The sequence below is a fragment of the Mesorhizobium sp. M1338 genome, assembly GCF_040318045.1.
Taxonomy (GTDB): domain Bacteria; phylum Pseudomonadota; class Alphaproteobacteria; order Rhizobiales; family Rhizobiaceae; genus Mesorhizobium.
The window spans coordinates 31,069-46,022 of the sequence record NZ_JAMYLL010000045.1 but is presented as its reverse complement, the minus strand read 5'-3'; the positions used below and the strand labels follow the sequence as shown (position 1 = coordinate 46,022).

The 14,954-nt window shown below is 62.5% G+C and carries 13 protein-coding genes; 5 read left to right on the top strand and 8 right to left on the bottom strand.

What is annotated here, in order from left to right; all coding sequences use genetic code 11:
• Positions 1–207: 207 nt before the first annotated feature.
• From fumC to NKH19_RS26985, 3 genes are all read left to right on the top strand, one after another.
• Entirely contained in the window at positions 208–1,605 is a 1,398-nt protein-coding gene (fumC, locus tag NKH19_RS26995; RefSeq protein WP_352873918.1) for a class II fumarate hydratase, read from the top strand.
• Between the two features lie 179 nt (positions 1,606–1,784).
• Positions 1,785–2,204, top strand: coding sequence for a DoxX family protein (locus tag NKH19_RS26990; protein ID WP_352873920.1), 420 nt, complete (start codon positions 1,785–1,787; stop codon positions 2,202–2,204).
• 142 nt (positions 2,205–2,346) lie between these two features.
• Complete coding sequence (locus NKH19_RS26985; protein ID WP_352873922.1) at positions 2,347–2,751, top strand: DoxX family protein; 405 nt, start codon at positions 2,347–2,349, stop codon at positions 2,749–2,751.
• A gap of 293 nt (positions 2,752–3,044) precedes the next feature.
• On the opposite strand, the gene ppx is transcribed toward NKH19_RS26985, so the two are convergent.
• Complete coding sequence (gene ppx, locus NKH19_RS26980; RefSeq protein ID WP_352873924.1) at positions 3,045–4,580, bottom strand: exopolyphosphatase; 1,536 nt, start codon at positions 4,578–4,580, stop codon at positions 3,045–3,047.
• Positions 4,580–6,781, bottom strand: coding sequence for an RNA degradosome polyphosphate kinase (locus NKH19_RS26975; protein WP_352873926.1), 2,202 nt, complete (start codon positions 6,779–6,781; stop codon positions 4,580–4,582). Before NKH19_RS26975 ends, ppx begins: the two co-directional genes overlap by 1 nt.
• 244 nt (positions 6,782–7,025) lie before the next feature.
• Between NKH19_RS26975 and NKH19_RS26970 the strand changes: the two genes are divergently transcribed.
• A complete protein-coding gene (locus tag NKH19_RS26970; RefSeq protein ID WP_352873928.1) occupies positions 7,026–7,271 on the top strand; it encodes a zinc-finger domain-containing protein in 246 nt (81 codons plus the stop codon).
• 19 nt (positions 7,272–7,290) lie between these two features.
• Positions 7,291–8,532, top strand: a complete 1,242-nt coding sequence (locus tag NKH19_RS26965; protein ID WP_352873930.1) for an FAD-dependent monooxygenase — start codon at positions 7,291–7,293, stop codon at positions 8,530–8,532.
• 96 nt (positions 8,533–8,628) lie between these two features.
• On the opposite strand, the gene NKH19_RS26960 is transcribed toward NKH19_RS26965, so the two are convergent.
• The 6 genes from NKH19_RS26960 to NKH19_RS26935 form a co-directional block, all read right to left on the bottom strand.
• Positions 8,629–9,300, bottom strand: coding sequence for a TIGR02117 family protein (locus tag NKH19_RS26960; protein WP_352867973.1), 672 nt, complete (start codon positions 9,298–9,300; stop codon positions 8,629–8,631).
• Between the two features lie 117 nt (positions 9,301–9,417).
• On the bottom strand, positions 9,418–10,167 hold the full coding sequence (locus NKH19_RS26955; protein WP_031260969.1) for an amino acid ABC transporter ATP-binding protein: 750 nt from the start codon (positions 10,165–10,167) through the stop codon (positions 9,418–9,420).
• A 78-nt stretch (positions 10,168–10,245) separates the two neighbouring features.
• Positions 10,246–11,403, bottom strand: a complete 1,158-nt coding sequence (locus tag NKH19_RS26950) for an amino acid ABC transporter permease (protein WP_352867976.1) — start codon at positions 11,401–11,403, stop codon at positions 10,246–10,248.
• 9 nt (positions 11,404–11,412) lie between these two features.
• Positions 11,413–12,600, bottom strand: coding sequence for an amino acid ABC transporter permease (locus NKH19_RS26945; RefSeq protein ID WP_352867977.1), 1,188 nt, complete (start codon positions 12,598–12,600; stop codon positions 11,413–11,415).
• A 63-nt stretch (positions 12,601–12,663) separates the two neighbouring features.
• Positions 12,664–13,692: an amino acid ABC transporter substrate-binding protein gene (locus NKH19_RS26940; protein WP_352867980.1), complete on the bottom strand. Its 1,029-nt coding sequence runs from the start codon at positions 13,690–13,692 to the stop codon at positions 12,664–12,666.
• A gap of 407 nt (positions 13,693–14,099) precedes the next feature.
• Positions 14,100–14,954 (bottom strand): DUF2182 domain-containing protein, encoded by an 855-nt coding sequence (locus NKH19_RS26935; RefSeq protein ID WP_352867983.1) that lies wholly within the window; start codon positions 14,952–14,954, stop codon positions 14,100–14,102.

Sequence of the window (14,954 nt, the reverse complement as noted above, 5' to 3'; positions counted from 1 at the left end):
CGATTCAACCGCATCAAGCCATTTTCCGGCCTCGCTTCTTCACGCTTGACCACAGCACGAAGCAAATGTGTGCGCACGCTAGCCCACAAGGGGAGAAGGAAAGGCGCCCGTCCTTCAACCGATTTGCATCCTTGCCGTCCGCAATCTCCGCTTGAAGCCGTTTGTGCAACGCGATACGCCGTTGCCGACTTCGACAAGGAGAGACCCGTGACCGCTGCAAAGACCAGAACCGAAACCGATACGTTCGGCCCGATCGAAGTCGCCGCCGACCGTTATTGGGGCGCGCAGGCGCAGCGTTCCCTTGGCAACTTCAAGATAGGCTGGGAAAAGCAGCCGGCGTCGGTCGTGCGCGCGCTGGGTATCGTCAAGCGGGCGGCGGCCGAGGCCAACATGGAGCTGAAGCGGCTTGATCCTTCGATCGGCAAGACGATTGTCGAGGCAGCGCAAGAGGTCATCGACGGCAAGCTCAACGACCATTTCCCGCTGGTGGTCTGGCAGACCGGCTCTGGCACGCAGTCCAACATGAACGCCAACGAGGTGATCTCCAACCGGGCGATCGAGATGCTGGGCGGCGTCATGGGCTCGAAGAAGCCGGTGCATCCCAACGACCACGTCAATATGAGCCAGTCGTCGAACGACACCTATCCGACGGCGATGCACATCGCCTGCGCCGAGCGCATCGTGCACGATTTGCTGCCGGCCCTGAAACATCTGCACAAGGCACTTGAAGCCAAGACCGAGGCCTTCGCCCACATCATCAAGATCGGCCGCACGCACACGCAGGATGCCACACCTCTCACGCTTGGCCAGGAATTTTCGGGCTACGCGGCGCAGGTCGCCTCGTCGATCAAGCGCATCGAGCTGACGCTGCCCGGCCTGCAGGAACTGGCGCAGGGCGGCACCGCCGTCGGCACTGGCCTCAACGCGCCGGTCGGCTTCGCCGAAAGGGTGGCGGATCGCATCGCCGCAATCACCGGCATCGCCTTCGTCACCGCGCCGAACAAGTTCGAGGCGCTGGCGGCCCATGATTCCATGGTGTTCTCGCATGGCGCCATCAACGCGGCGGCGGCCGCGCTGTTCAAGATCGCCAACGACATCCGCTTCCTCGGTTCCGGCCCGCGTTCGGGCCTCGGCGAACTGTCGCTGCCGGAAAACGAACCGGGCTCGTCGATCATGCCGGGCAAGGTCAATCCGACCCAGTGCGAGGCGATGACGCAGGTCTGCGTTCAGGTGTTCGGAAACAATGCAGCGCTCACCTTCGCCGGCAGCCAGGGCCATTTCGAGCTCAATGTCTATAACCCGCTGATGGCCTACAATTTCCTGCAGTCGGTGCAGCTGCTCGCCGACGCTTCGGTTTCCTTCACCGACAATTGCGTCGTCGGCATCGAGGCGCGGGAAGACAACATCAAGGCGGCACTCGACCGCTCGCTGATGCTGGTGACGGCGCTGGCGCCGACCATCGGCTACGACAATGCGGCAAAGATCGCCAAGACCGCGCACAAGAAGGGCACCACGCTGCGCGAGGAAGCGCTCGCGACCGGGCTTGTCAGCGAAGCCGACTATGACCGGCTTGTGCGGCCGGAGGACATGACGCATCCGGGGTAGGACAGTTCGCGAGGGGAGAATTTCCTCCCGTCGCACCCTGACCGAGGCGAATTTTGCGCAGGTCGTCCGATCACGAAAATGTAAGCGCTGTGAACAATGTGTCACCAATCTGACGGCTTTGGTGAACAGTCCGCGTGCTCTATCTCACCGGTATCAACCCTTTTCCGGAGAGAGCCACCATGTCCATCAACACTTCAGCCGCCGGTTCCGGCGCTTCCAATGCCTCAACCACCATCCTCCTCGGCCGCGTCCTGCTTGCGGCCATCTTCCTGCTTTCAGGTTTCGGCAAGCTCACCGCCATCGCCGGCACGGCCGGCTATTTCGGCAGCCTCGGCCTGCCCTTGCCGACCGTAACGGCTATCATCGTCGGCTTGATCGAGCTTCTCGGTGGTCTCGCCATCCTCGTCGGCTTCCAGACCCGGGCCGCGGCCTGGGTGCTCGCGGTTTTCACGGTCGCTACCGGCCTAGTCGCCCACACCGGTTGGGCCGACCAGATGCAGATGATCCAGTTCCTCAAGAACCTCGCCATCACTGGCGGCTTCCTGCTGCTGGCTTCATCGGGCGCCGGTGCCTACTCCATCGACGCCAAGCGCGGCTGAATCTCAAGCCTCGAAATGAAAGCGGCGCGGAATTTTCCGCGCCGCTTTTTCGTTGTCGGTGCAGACGTCTCAGCCGGTTTGTTTCCTGCTACGATCGCGGCTTGGCTGTAATCGCCCGGCTCGACCGACAACGGAGGTGAACATGCCCCGCAACGCGCTGCTTCTGCTATCCCGGCTGCTGCTCGCCGCCCTGTTCGTGCCTTCCGGTTTTCACGCGTTGAGCGACATTGCCGGCACGACGGGCTATTTCGCGGGCCTCGGCCTGCCGCTGCCGACGCTGGCCGCCTGGGGCACGGGACTGTTCGAACTCGTCGCCGGATTGCTCATCCTGGTCGGCTTCCAGACCCGGATTGCGGCGCTGCTGCTGGCAGCCTTCTGCATTGTCGCCGGTTTCATCGGCCATTACGGCCAGGGTGGCGGCGACGCGATGCTCGCCTTCCTGCACCAGCAGATGCTGATAAAGGACATCGCCACATCGGGCGGCTTCCTGGCACTTGCCATGGCCGGCGCCGGCGCTTGGTCTGTCGACGGGCCTGGCGCGATTTGATATCTTTGCTTAGACACGCCCGAGCTGGTCGACCCCCACTCCGTCTCGGCTTCGCCGAGCCATCTCTCCCCCGATCGACGGGTAGAGGAAGGGCGCGAGCCTTTTGCCGCCAAACGCTGTTCCAAGGAAGCTCCCTTCCTTTCCCTCCGAAGGGGGGAAAGGTGGCTCTGCGAAGCAGCGACGGATTGGGGGAAGCCGGTCCACAAACGCTAGGCCGCCGACGAGTGAGCACGTCCGGGCAGGTCTAATACCCGCTTGAGTCAGATGAGACACGGTCTGCTATCAGGCAGCGCCTATTTCACCGACACGCTGGGGCCGCCCTCGACGGCCAGCACCAGCCGGCGGTTGGTGATCCTTGCCAATTGCGCCAGGCGCCCGGCCGGCCGCTCGCCATAGAGATCGGCCAGCGATGCCGGCAAGACAAGCGCCAGCACGCCGTTGCCGCGCTGTTCCCATTTCAGCCTGGGCATGATGCCCGGCATCGCCGCCGTCAGCAGGTAGACGACGCGCATCATCGCCGCGAGCACGCGGGCGCGCTCCAGATAACGCGGCGGAGCCAGCGCCTTGATTTCGGGTGCGATGGCTTCGTTGAAGATGCCGTCGTGACGGTAGGCGTTGGCCATTGCCAGGAAGGCGCGACCGGGATGGTCGACGCCGAAGAAGGACGCGTGGGCAATAATGTTGAGCGATTGCTTGCCGCGATATTCTGGATGCGCGCGCCAGCCGATGTCGGCAAGCAATGCGGCCGCGTGGCGGTAGCGCGCCTCGTCCTCGGTCTCGTCGATGCCGAAGGCGGCAAAGGTCCTGGCGGTCCAGTCGACAAGTTCATGCGCATGGGTGACGGAGCGGGAGCGCAGCCGGGCGAGTTCCTCCGAGGCCGAAATCAATGGATCCGCCTTCTGTTCGGCCTCGTCGAGCAGCGAATAGAGAAAGCCTTCGCGCACGCCGAGCGCCGAGACGATGATCTTCGACGGCTGCATCGCCGCCATGATCTCCTGCAGCACGATGGCGCCGTAGGGCAGCAGCGAACGGCGGTTCTTGGAAACGCCCTCGATCCCCTTGACCTTCTCGATCTCGGCCTTGGCCACCTGCTTGAGGAAATTCGCCGCGCTTTCGGCCGATATCTCGTAGTGGTGCATGACGCCAAGCGGATAATTGGTCATTTCCATGTGCAGGCGGGCGAGATTTCGCCAGGTGCCGCCGACGGCGTAGAAGGGCCTGCCCTGCCCGCCTTTCAAGAGCTTAGCCTTCGCGAGTTCGTCACGCGCGATCTTCGCCGCCTGGGTCAGCGAGTTCTTCGCCATGTCCTGCAGGCGCAGGCCGCCCAGCGGCAGCGTTATGCCGTCACCGATTGCTTCGCCGTTGACATCGACCAGTTCGAGGCTGCCGCCGCCCAGATCGCCGGCGATGCCATTGGCTGGATGGAAGCCGGAAATAACGCCAAGCGCCGAATAATAGGCTTCCTGACGGCCGCTGATCACACGGATCTCGGTCTTGAGGACATCTTCGGCGCGGTGGATGAAATCGGGACCGTTGATAGCCTCGCGGGCGGCGGCGGTGGCCAGCACATACATCTGTTCGGCGCCGGCCTGGTTGGAGAGCGCGCGAAAGCGGCGGAACTCTTCCATCGAACGCGTCACCGCCTCGGGGTCGAGCTTGCCGGTCGAAACGATGCCTCGACCGAGACCGGCCAGCATCTTTTCGTTGAACAGCATGGTCGGCGAGCGCGACAGCCCCTCATAAACGACCAGACGGATCGAATTCGATCCGATGTCGATGATGGACAGCGGTCGACGGTCCTGCAACCGGCCTTGGGAATTAGACAGCATCAGCCGGACGCTGCGGCGTTCTTCTTGCGTCGCTTGAACTGCGCGATGCGCTTGGGCGCGTGCGACTTCAGCGCGTCACCCCGTCCCGACAGGCTCGGATTGGTCATGAAATATTCCTGCGCGTTGAACGGTTCCTCGCCCTCCTCCAGCACCACGCGCCGGGAGGTTCCATCAGCCAATACGTCGAAACTTTGCTGATTGTCCATGATGTTGCCAAGCATGATCTGGCCGAGGATCTGTTCATGCACAGTTGGATTGGTGATCGGCACCATGGTCTCGACACGGCGGTCGAGATTGCGCGGCATGAGGTCCGCCGAGGAGATGTAGATGATCGCCCCGTCCGATGGCAGGCCGTGACCGTTGCCGAAGCAATAGATGCGGCTGTGCTCGAGAAACCGCCCGACGATCGATTTTACACGAATGTTTTCCGAAAGGCCCGGAACCTGGGGCCGCAGGCAGCAGATGCCGCGCACGACAAGGTCGATCTCGACGCCGGCGCGGCTGGCATCATAGAGTGAGTCGATGACGATCGGGTCGACGAGCGCGTTCATCTTCATCCAGATGCGCGCAGGCTTGCCGTCCACGGCATAGGCAATCTCATCGGCAATGTGCTTCAGGATGCGGCTCCTCAGTGTGAACGGCGAGATCGCCAGACGCATTTCATCCGTCGGCTCAGCATAGCCGGTGATGAAATTGAAGAGCTGGGCGACGTCGCGTGCAATCGTCGGATCGGTGGTGAAGAAGGACAGGTCGGTGTAGATGCGCGCGGTGACCGGATGGTAGTTGCCGGTGCCGAGGTGCACGTAGTTGCGCAATTTGCCGTCCTCGCGCCGCACCACCAGCGACATCTTCGCATGCGTCTTCAGTTCGAGAAACCCGAACACGACCTGCACGCCGGCACGCTCCAGGTCGCGCGCCCAGCGGATGTTGGCTTCCTCGTCGAAGCGCGCCTTGAGCTCGACCAGCGCCGTGACCGATTTGCCGGCCTCGGCCGCATCGACCAGCGCGCGCACGATCGGGCTGTCATTGGAGGTGCGGTAAAGCGTCTGCTTGATCGCCACCACTTCCGGGTCGGCCATCGCCTGGCGCAGGAACTGCACCACCACATCGAAGGATTCATAGGGATGATGGACCACGATGTCCTTCTCGCGGATGGCGGCGAAACAGTCGCCGCCATGCTCGCGAATGCGTTCGGGAAAGCGCGGATTGTAGGGCGTGAATTTGAGATCGTCGCGGGGAACGGCGACGATTTCGGAGATCTGGCTGAGCGCCAGTGGACCGGTGAGCACGCTGATGCGGCTCGACGAGACACCAAGCTCGCCGGCGACGAAATCGCGCAGTTCGCCAGGCATCAGCCTGTCGAATTCGATGCGGATGACCGAGCCGCGGCGGCGCCGCTTCAGCGCCGTCTCGAACAGGCGCACGAGATCTTCCGACTCCTCCTCGACCTCGATATCGCTGTCGCGGATGATGCGGAACGTGCCTGAGCCCTTGACCTCATAGCCAGGGAAGAGCTTGCCGATGTACAGGCCGACCGCCTCTTCCAGCGGGATGAAGCGGACATGGCGTTTGCGGTCCGGCAGACGGATGAAGCGCTTGAGCGCCACCGGCAGGCGCAGCAGCGCGCTCATCTCTTCCCCATTCTTGCGATGACGCAATTGCAGCGCCATCGAGAAGCCGAGATTGGGGATGAACGGGAACGGGTGCGCCGGGTCGATCGACAGCGGGGTCAGCACCGGAAACACCTGCTCCTGGAAATGGTCTTCCAGCCAGATTTTCTCGTCCTTGGTGAGCGCGTCGCGGGTGATGGTCTCGATGCCCTCCTTGTTGAGCAGCACGGTGAGCGCTGACAGGCTCTTCTGCTGGTCTTCCTGCAGCCGCTCGACCTCACGCAGCAGCTGTTCCAGCTGCTGTTCGGGAGTGCGCCCGTCAGGGCTTTTCAGCACGATGCCTTCGCGCACCTGGCCGGCGAGGCCGGCGACGCGCACCATGAAGAACTCGTCGAGGTTCGCTGCCGAGATCGACAGGAAGCGGACACGCTCCAGCAGCGGATGATTGAGGTTCAGCGATTCCTCGAGAACGCGCCGGTTGAACTGCAGCCAGGAAAACTCGCGATTGACGAAACGATCGGGATTGCCGCCTTCCGGACTTGCCGCCTCGACGTTGGTGAATTCGCTCTGCACCGGCTTCAGTTCGTTCATATTCCCGCTCTTCCACACCGTCTGCCGCCAGAGTGCCGCGCGTCGTTCAGGACGCGCAAAGGACGCTCTGCCACTCCAAGGCCACGCATGATCCGTTCCGAAAACCGAAGTCGGTTTTCCGGGCCATGCGTTAACCGGCTTAACTTATCCTCTGACAGGCTTTTGCGACAGTTTCATTTCATCGAACTTGCCAAGAGGCCTGTTATGATCCAGATGCAGAAGAGACTGCGTTAAGGAGACGACGATGGCAGGCGGTTCCATTCCCCATTTCCAGAACGATGCGGGCTACCCGGCTATCGACATCGGCGTCAAGGAATTCATGTGCACGGGCGCCAACCCGCCATTCGATCACCCGCACGTGTTTCTCGATATGGGCGACGACAATGAAAAAGTTTGCCCCTATTGCTCGACGCTCTACCGCTATTCGCCCAAGCTGAAGGCGACGGAAACGCTGCCGGCCGGCTGCATCTTTATCGACCAGGCTGCCTGATTTTTTCGCGACAAGCTCGATGAACGACATACGTTCCCGGCAGGTCCTCATCGCCGGGGCGGGTGTCGCCGGGTTGACCGCAGCGCTTGCTTTCGCCAAACGCGGCTATTCCGTGCAGGTGTTCGAACAGGCGCAGCGCCTGGAAGCGGTCGGCGCGGGCCTCCAGCTTTCTCCCAACGCGACGCGCATCCTTCGCCAGCTTGGCGTGCTCGACCGTCTGCTGCCGGCAGCAGTGCGGCCCGAGGCCGTAGTGCTGAAGGACGCCGCGACCCTCCGTGAACTGGCACGCGTGCCGCTCGGACAAGCCGCCGAGGCCCGCTGGCAAGCACCCTATCTCGTCGCCCACAGGGCCGATCTGCAGAGTGCACTGATGGCGCGTGCCAACGAGATCGCCGAGATCGAGATCGTCACTGGCGCCCGCATCGACAGCGTTGCCACCGGCACCCATGGCATCACCGCGACGGCCGAGATCGACGGCAAGACCATCACGGCCGAGGGGTTCCTGCTGGTCGGCGCCGATGGCGTCTGGTCATCGGTTCGCGGGCTTGTCGATTCGGCCAAGGGGTCGGCCTCGCCAAGAAGCCGCTTTTCCGGCGAACTGGCCTGGCGCACGACCATTGCCGCGCAGAGTGCCGCAGGGCAGGCTTTCGCGGCGATCGGCGCTCCGGACTGCGTCACCACCTTCCTGCACCCGGGCTTCCATATGGTCGCCTATCCCGTCAGCAAGGGTGACGCATTCAATCTCGTCGCCTTCACCAAGGGCGAGCGCATTGCCGAAGGCTGGTCCGGCCATGCCGATCCCGGCATCCTCGCAGGCGCGGTGCGCGGCGCCGCGCCTGGCCTTGCAAGACTGGTGGAAGTGGCCGGCCCGTGGCTGACCTGGCCGCTCCATACGGTCGACCAGAAGCGACCCTGGACAACTCCGGACGGCATCGCGCTGATCGGCGACGCCGCACATGCGATGACGCCGTTCGCGGCGCAAGGCGCGGCCATGGCGATCGAGGATGCGGCGACACTTGCCGCTATCATTGCCGACTCCCCTGCCCATCCGGCACGAAGCCTGCAAATCTGGGAGAACCTGCGGCGGCCGCGTGTCGCCAGGGTCGCTCGCCGCGGCGCTATCAACCGCCTTGCCTGGCATGCCGTGGGTCCAGTGGCTGTCGCGCGAAATCTGTTCCTGAAAATGCGCTCGCCGGAAAAGCTCGCGGCGGATTTGGACTGGCTCTATGGCTGGCAGTCGCAGAAGATCATTCGACGCTGAACGTGCCGGGACCGCTAGCTAAAAGCACCAATCGGTTGGCAGGACAGAGGGGGGTGTGAAGGAACGCGACGCTTGCCAATTCGCGGAATGCCCCCGCTAATTATACAGCCGCATCGACAGGCCAAGCGATACAGGCAGCGGATTCCACCAGCCGGTGCGCAGGCCGGCGGTGCGCAAGGCGGCCGCCGTCCAGGTGTTGCAGCCGACCAGTGCATTGAAATGGCCGTTGGCTTCGTAAAAGCCGTCGAACCTGGAATAGGCCGCGTCCGAAACAAGGATCGGACCCTTCGGCCCCCGCTGGAAACTCGCACCGATGAAATCGAGCAGCGACGCGAACCGATCCTCGCCGATATCGAAGCCGGCAATGCCGGGATGACCTTCGTCGATGTCGCCGGAGACATCGACATGCATGACCGACGCATCGAGGGTCAGTGCCTTCATCACCGGCACTGCCTTCAACTCAGACCATGTCGGCGTCTCCAGATAGAAGGCGCGGCCGCCCCAGCCGAAGACGATGTAGCGGACCTCAGGGGCATCCGCCGGTATGCCGGCGTCGGCCAGGAAATGGAAACGCTGGCGCACGGCATCGTTGACCGGAATGGCAATGTCCGTGTGGATCGGGTTCTTCAGCACCAGGATGCGGTGCGTGTTGGCGGGTGCTGCCGCGACGGCCGGCCGCCACAGCGGGCGCGGCACGAGAGCGCCCATCGTCACAGCGAGCGCAATGACGATCAACAGAAGACCTAGAAAACGTCCCAGCCTTTTCATGAATGGCGGCCCCTGCAAACGCGTCCGGCGCAACACATCTGCCCACCTCCTGGCGGTCCATACGAAAAAAGCCCGGCCAAGGTTTCGGCCGGGCTTCTTCCGTCTGTGGAAAAACAATCAGTGCAGGATCTGCGACAGGAACAGCTTCGTGCGCTCGTGGCGCGGGTGGTCGAAGAACTCGGCCGGCGTGTTCTGCTCGACGATCTGGCCCTGATCCATGAAGATAACGCGGTTGGCGACCTTGCGGGCAAAGCCCATCTCGTGGGTGACGCACAGCATGGTCATGCCTTCTTCGGCAAGGCCAACCATGGTCTCCAGCACCTCCTTGATCATTTCCGGGTCGAGCGCCGAAGTCGGCTCATCGAACAGCATGATGCGCGGGTTCATGCACAGCGAGCGGGCGATCGCCACGCGCTGCTGCTGGCCGCCCGACAGCTGGCCGGGATATTTGTGGGCCTGTTCCGGGATCTTGACGCGCTTGAGGAAATGCATGGCGATTTCCTCGGCCTGCTTCTTCGGCGTCTTGCGCACCCAGATCGGCGCCAGCGTGCAGTTCTCGAGGATGGTCAGATGCGGGAACAGGTTGAAGTGCTGGAACACCATGCCCACCTCGCGGCGGACCTCGTCGATCTTCTTGAGATCGTTGGTCAGTTCCTTGCCGTCGACGATGATCTTGCCCTTCTGGTGCTCTTCCAGACGGTTGATGCAGCGGATCATCGTCGATTTGCCGGAGCCCGAAGGGCCGCAGATGACGATACGCTCGCCGCGCATCACTTTCAGATTGATGTCCTTCAGCACATGGAATTCGCCATACCATTTGTGCATGGCGATGATGTCGATGGCGACATCGGTGGTGGAAATCTGCATCTTGGCGGCGTTGACCTTGATCTCTTCCGCGCTAACGGCATTTTCGGTGGCCATGACAGGGTCCCCTTGTTCTTTTGTTTAGCGTTTGTGGCCGGTGTCGAGCCGACGTTCGGTGAACATTGAATAGCGCGACATGCCGAAGCAGAACAGCCAGAAGACGAAGGCCGCGAAGATCAGGCCAGACCTGGCCGTCTGCGCCGTTGCCCAGTTTGGGTCGGAGAAGTTCTGCTTCACAATGCCGAGAAGGTCGAACATCGAGATGATGATGACCAGGCTGGTGTCCTTGAACATGCCGATAAAGGTGTTGACGATGCCGGGGATCACCAATTTCAGTGCCTGCGGCATGATGATGAAATACATCTTCTGCCAATAGCCGAGGCCGAGCGAATCCGCACCTTCATACTGTCCCTTGGGGATCGCCTGCAGTCCGCCGCGCACCACTTCGGCCATATAGGCGGCGGCAAACAGCGACACGCCGATCAAAGCGCGCAGGAACTTGTCGAACGAGACGCCGGCCGGCAGGAACAGCGGCAGCATGACACTGGCGAAGAACAGCACGGTGATCAGCGGGATGCCGCGAACCGTCTCGATGAAAACGACGCACAGCGTCTTGATGATCGGCATCTTGGAACGGCGGCCGAGCGCCAGCACGATGCCCAGCGGCAGCGACACGGCAATGCCGACGAAGGACAGGCTGAGCGTCACCAGCAGCCCGCCCCACAGCGAGGTTTCGACATGCGGCAGGCCGAACATGCCGCCGACCAGCAGGATGAAGGCGACGATCGGCAGTGCAAAGAACAGCAGAATGGCATTCAGGCCCTTGCGCGGCACCTTCGGGATAAGCATCGGCACCAGCAGAGCCACGAACAGGATGGCGACCAGGATCGGACGCCAGCGCTCCTCGATCGGATAACGCCCGAGCATGAACTGGCCGAATTTGGCATTGACAAAAGCCCAGCAGGCGCCGGTCCAGCCCTCCGGCTGGACGCCGCCTTGCGTCACGGTGGCGCATACGGTCCGGTCCGGCCCGGTCCACACAGCGTTGATGAACGCCCAGTTGATGATTTGCGGCAGGATCATCGCCACCAGGGCGATGCCGACGATGGTCATAATGGTGTCGCCGGTGGAAGCGATCAGGTTCTTGCGCACCCACGCGCCGAAACCCGTGACGCCGGCAGGCGCTGGCTGCGCCAGCGCCATTTCGCTGCGCACCCAGGACATATCATGTTCTTGCATGTCCTTACCTCACCTCTCCACCAGCGCCATCTTGGCGTTGAACCAGTTCATCACAACCGAGGTCAGAAGGCTGATGGCCAGATAGATCACCATCATGATCACCACGCCCTCGACCGCCTGGCCGGTCTGGTTCAGCACCGTGCCGGCGGTCGCCGTCAGGTCCGGGTAGCCGATGGCGATGGCGAGCGACGAGTTCTTGGTCAGGTTGAGATACTGGCTGGTCAGCGGCGGAATGACGATGCGCATGGCCTGCGGCACGACGACCAGCCGCAGGATCGATCCGGGCCGCAGCCCCAACGCACCGGCAGCTTCCGTCTGGCCCGTGCTGACACCCCTGATGCCGGCGCGTACGATCTCGGCAATGAAGGCGGCGGTATAGCAGGACAGCGCCAGATACAGCGACAGGAACTCGGGCCTGACCTGGAAGCCGCCGGTCAGGTTGAATGTCGATTGCTTGGGGTAATCGAAACTCAAGGGGAAGCCGCTCAGCGCATAGGCGAGCAGCGGCAGCCCGACGATCACCGCAGCGGACGTCCAAAACACCGGAAATTGCTGGCCGGTCGCCATCTGCCGCTGCCGCGCCTTGCGCGCGACGAACCACGCCATGGCGATGCCGACAAGCAGAGCGACGAAGATCAGCCACGAGCCGTCGCCCCAGACGGCGCGTGGAAAATAGAAGCCGCGCTGGTTGAGGAAGGAGCCGAACGGCAAATTGATGCTCTCGCGCGGCGGCGGCAACACGGCAAGCACGCCGGAATACCAGAAGAAGATGACCAGCAGCGGCGGGATGTTGCGGAACACCTCGACATAGACCGTGCAGATCTTCCTGATCAGCCAGTTTTGCGAAAGCCGGCCGATGCCGACAATGAAGCCGATGATTGTCGCGGTGATGATGCCGACGACGGCGACGATCACGGTGTTGAGGAAACCAACCAGGATGGCACGGCCATAGGTCGAATCCGATGAATAAGCGATGGCGCTTTCGCTTATGTCGAAGCCGGCGCGGCCCTTGAGGAAGCCGAAGCCGGACGCGATGTGCAGCCGGGTCAGATTGTCGATGACGTTGTGGGCAATCCACCAGACGCCAGCCACCAGCACGACGACGACCACCGCCTGGAAGAATACGCCCCGGACCCTCGGATCGTTGATGAAGGAACCGCGGCTGGGCTCCTCGCGAAGAACTTCCTGCGATGCCATTCGACCGTCCCCTGGAAAGAGAAACCGGGAAGCAGACGACCCGCCTCCCGGATCACATTTCGATCAGCGGATCGGCGGAGCGTACTGCAGGCCACCCTTGGTCCACAGCGCGTTGATGCCGCGCGCGATCTTCAGCGGGCTGCCCGAACCGACATTGCGTTCGAACATTTCGCCATAATTACCCACGGCCTTGACGATGTTGACGACCCAGTCGTTGGAGACGCCGAGATCGGTACCGATCTTGGTATCGGCTTCCTGGCCAAGCACGCGCTTGATCTCCGGGCTGGGCGAGTTCTTCATTTCGTCGACATTGGCCTTGGTGATGCCAAGCTCTTCCGCCTGCAACAGTGCGAAATAGGTCCACTTGACGATGTGGTACCACTGGTCGTCGCCCTGGCGCACGGCCGGTCCGAGCGGCTCCTTGGAGATGATCTCTGGCAGCACGACGTGGTCGGCCGGCGAGCCCAGCGTCAGGCGGATGCCGTAGAGGCCCGACTGGTCGGTGGTGTAGACGTCGCAACGGCCGGCGTCATAGGCGGCGTTGACCTCTTCCAGCTTTTCGAAGACGACCGGATTGTACTCCATCTTGTTGGCCTTGAAATAGTCGGCCAGATTGAGCTCGGTGGTGGTGCCGCTCTGCACGCAGACGGCGGCGCCGGAAAGCTGCAACGCCGAATTGACGCCCGGCAGCTTCTTGGCATTGATCATGAAACCCTGGCCGTCATAGTAGGTGACGCCGATGAAATTCAAGCCAAGCGCCGTGTCGCGGTTGATGGTCCAGGTGGTGTTGCGCGACAGGATGTCGATCTCGCCGGACTGCAGCGCGGTGAACCGCTCCTTGGCGCTGAGCGGCGTGAACTTGACCTTGGTGCCGTCACCAAAGACGGCGGCCGCGACAGCGCGGCAGAAATCCGCATCGATGCCTTGCCAGTCACCCTTGTCGTCCGGCGCCGAGAAGCCGGCCAGGCCTGTCGAGACGCCGCACTGGATGAAACCCTTCGCCTTGACGGTATCGAGCGTGGCCGCCGACGCGGCCGACGCCATCAACCCAAGCGTGGCGGCGCCAAGAATGCCGATAGCAATATGTTTCATGACCCACAGACCCTTTTCTCTGTTTTTCAGGGCAAACCCTGACCTTTTTCCCGTGTGAATGCAGTTCCCGTTCCGGCCCATTCCCGGAACCCCGCATCGGTAACCGACGCGCAGCCTCCCATTCACGAATGTCATCGAAGGCGATAATTCCTGTGAGGTCAAGGGAAATGACCGAAACCGAAGGAGTTTGAAAACCGATTGCCGCAAATGCCTGAATTGCAGACAAACGCGCCCGCGAATTAGTCAGCAGCGCAAATAAAGACGGCAAAGCTCATACAACGCAAATGCAGGCCGCGGCAGGCGAGATTCATCCCAGGCAATACCTCGGCGTTACTGACCCGGCGCAATGGTATCCAACGCATATTGGGCGGTTGCGAGCCAATATCGCCTTGAGACAAGGATCGTTTTCAAAGCGCCCGAAAGACGAGCCAGGTTCCGATAGCAGCCATCAACGCGCCGGAAACGCGCGGGATCAACTGCCCGGTCGGGACCGTTTTCTCCAGCAAGACAAGGATGGCGATGCCGGCGATCCAGAGCACGTTCATGACGCCGCCGACGAACAGCAGAGCCATCAGCGCCCAGCAGCAACCGAGACAATAGGCGCCATGATCGACGCCGAGCCGAAGTGCGCCGAGCGGAGTTGAGCGGAACCCGCCATGGCTGGCCAGGAACGCGATCGGCGCCTGACATTGGCGCAGGCAGACGCCCTTCATCGGCGTCCATTGATAGAGACCAGCGGCGATCAGGACGAGCCCACCGAGGATCGCGCTGTCGGTCGCCATCGAGGGATCGAGCAGGGCAAGACGGGCGAGCAGCCATTGCGCACCGGTCGCCACGATGCTGAACACGACCCAGACGGCGAGATAGCCGGCAAAAAACCATCCCGTCGAAGCGATAGGCCGGCCATCCGCTCGCGCCTTGCGAGCGACGCCGGCATAGAGCAGCAGCATCGGCGCGACCGAAGGCGTCATCATGCCGACCATCATCACCGCCCACATCGTGAAGATGAAAGCGAAATCGGCCGATGCCCATGCCCGAAAACCGGGCGCCACCGTGGCGCCCATATCCATGCCGCCCATGTTCGACATGTCCACTCCCGCCATGTCACTGCCTGCGCTGTCCGGCAAGGGGGAGCCGGGCATGACCATGTGGGCGGCGAGCCACAGCACGTAGGCCCAGGCGAGCACGGCAATCACGACGAGCGCGGCCGTTACGACCGCGCGGTCGCGCCGCAGCACCGCCTCGAGGGCCGTGTCGGTCAT

What these genes read in the sequence shown, in the direction of transcription:
- NKH19_RS26985 (WP_352873922.1), top strand. Translation starts at nt 2,347, where the DNA reads ATGCCCCGCAACGCGCTGCTTCTGCTATCCCGGCTGCTGCTCGCCGCC.
- NKH19_RS26965 (WP_352873930.1), top strand. Translation starts at nt 7,291, where the DNA reads ATGAACGACATACGTTCCCGGCAGGTCCTCATCGCCGGGGCGGGTGTC.
- ppx (WP_352873924.1), bottom strand. Translation starts at nt 4,580, where the DNA reads ATGCTGTCTAATTCCCAAGGCCGGTTGCAGGACCGTCGACCGCTGTCC.
- NKH19_RS26945 (WP_352867977.1), bottom strand. Translation starts at nt 12,600, where the DNA reads ATGGCATCGCAGGAAGTTCTTCGCGAGGAGCCCAGCCGCGGTTCCTTC.
- NKH19_RS26975 (WP_352873926.1), bottom strand. Translation starts at nt 6,781, where the DNA reads ATGAACGAACTGAAGCCGGTGCAGAGCGAATTCACCAACGTCGAGGCG.
- NKH19_RS26955 (WP_031260969.1), bottom strand. Translation starts at nt 10,167, where the DNA reads ATGCAGATTTCCACCACCGATGTCGCCATCGACATCATCGCCATGCAC.
- NKH19_RS26990 (WP_352873920.1), top strand. Translation starts at nt 1,785, where the DNA reads ATGTCCATCAACACTTCAGCCGCCGGTTCCGGCGCTTCCAATGCCTCA.
- NKH19_RS26950 (WP_352867976.1), bottom strand. Translation starts at nt 11,403, where the DNA reads ATGCAAGAACATGATATGTCCTGGGTGCGCAGCGAAATGGCGCTGGCG.
- NKH19_RS26960 (WP_352867973.1), bottom strand. Translation starts at nt 9,300, where the DNA reads ATGAAAAGGCTGGGACGTTTTCTAGGTCTTCTGTTGATCGTCATTGCG.
- NKH19_RS26970 (WP_352873928.1), top strand. Translation starts at nt 7,026, where the DNA reads ATGGCAGGCGGTTCCATTCCCCATTTCCAGAACGATGCGGGCTACCCG.
- NKH19_RS26940 (WP_352867980.1), bottom strand. Translation starts at nt 13,692, where the DNA reads ATGAAACATATTGCTATCGGCATTCTTGGCGCCGCCACGCTTGGGTTG.
- NKH19_RS26935 (WP_352867983.1), bottom strand. Translation starts at nt 14,954, where the DNA reads ATGACCGACACGGCCCTCGAGGCGGTGCTGCGGCGCGACCGCGCGGTC.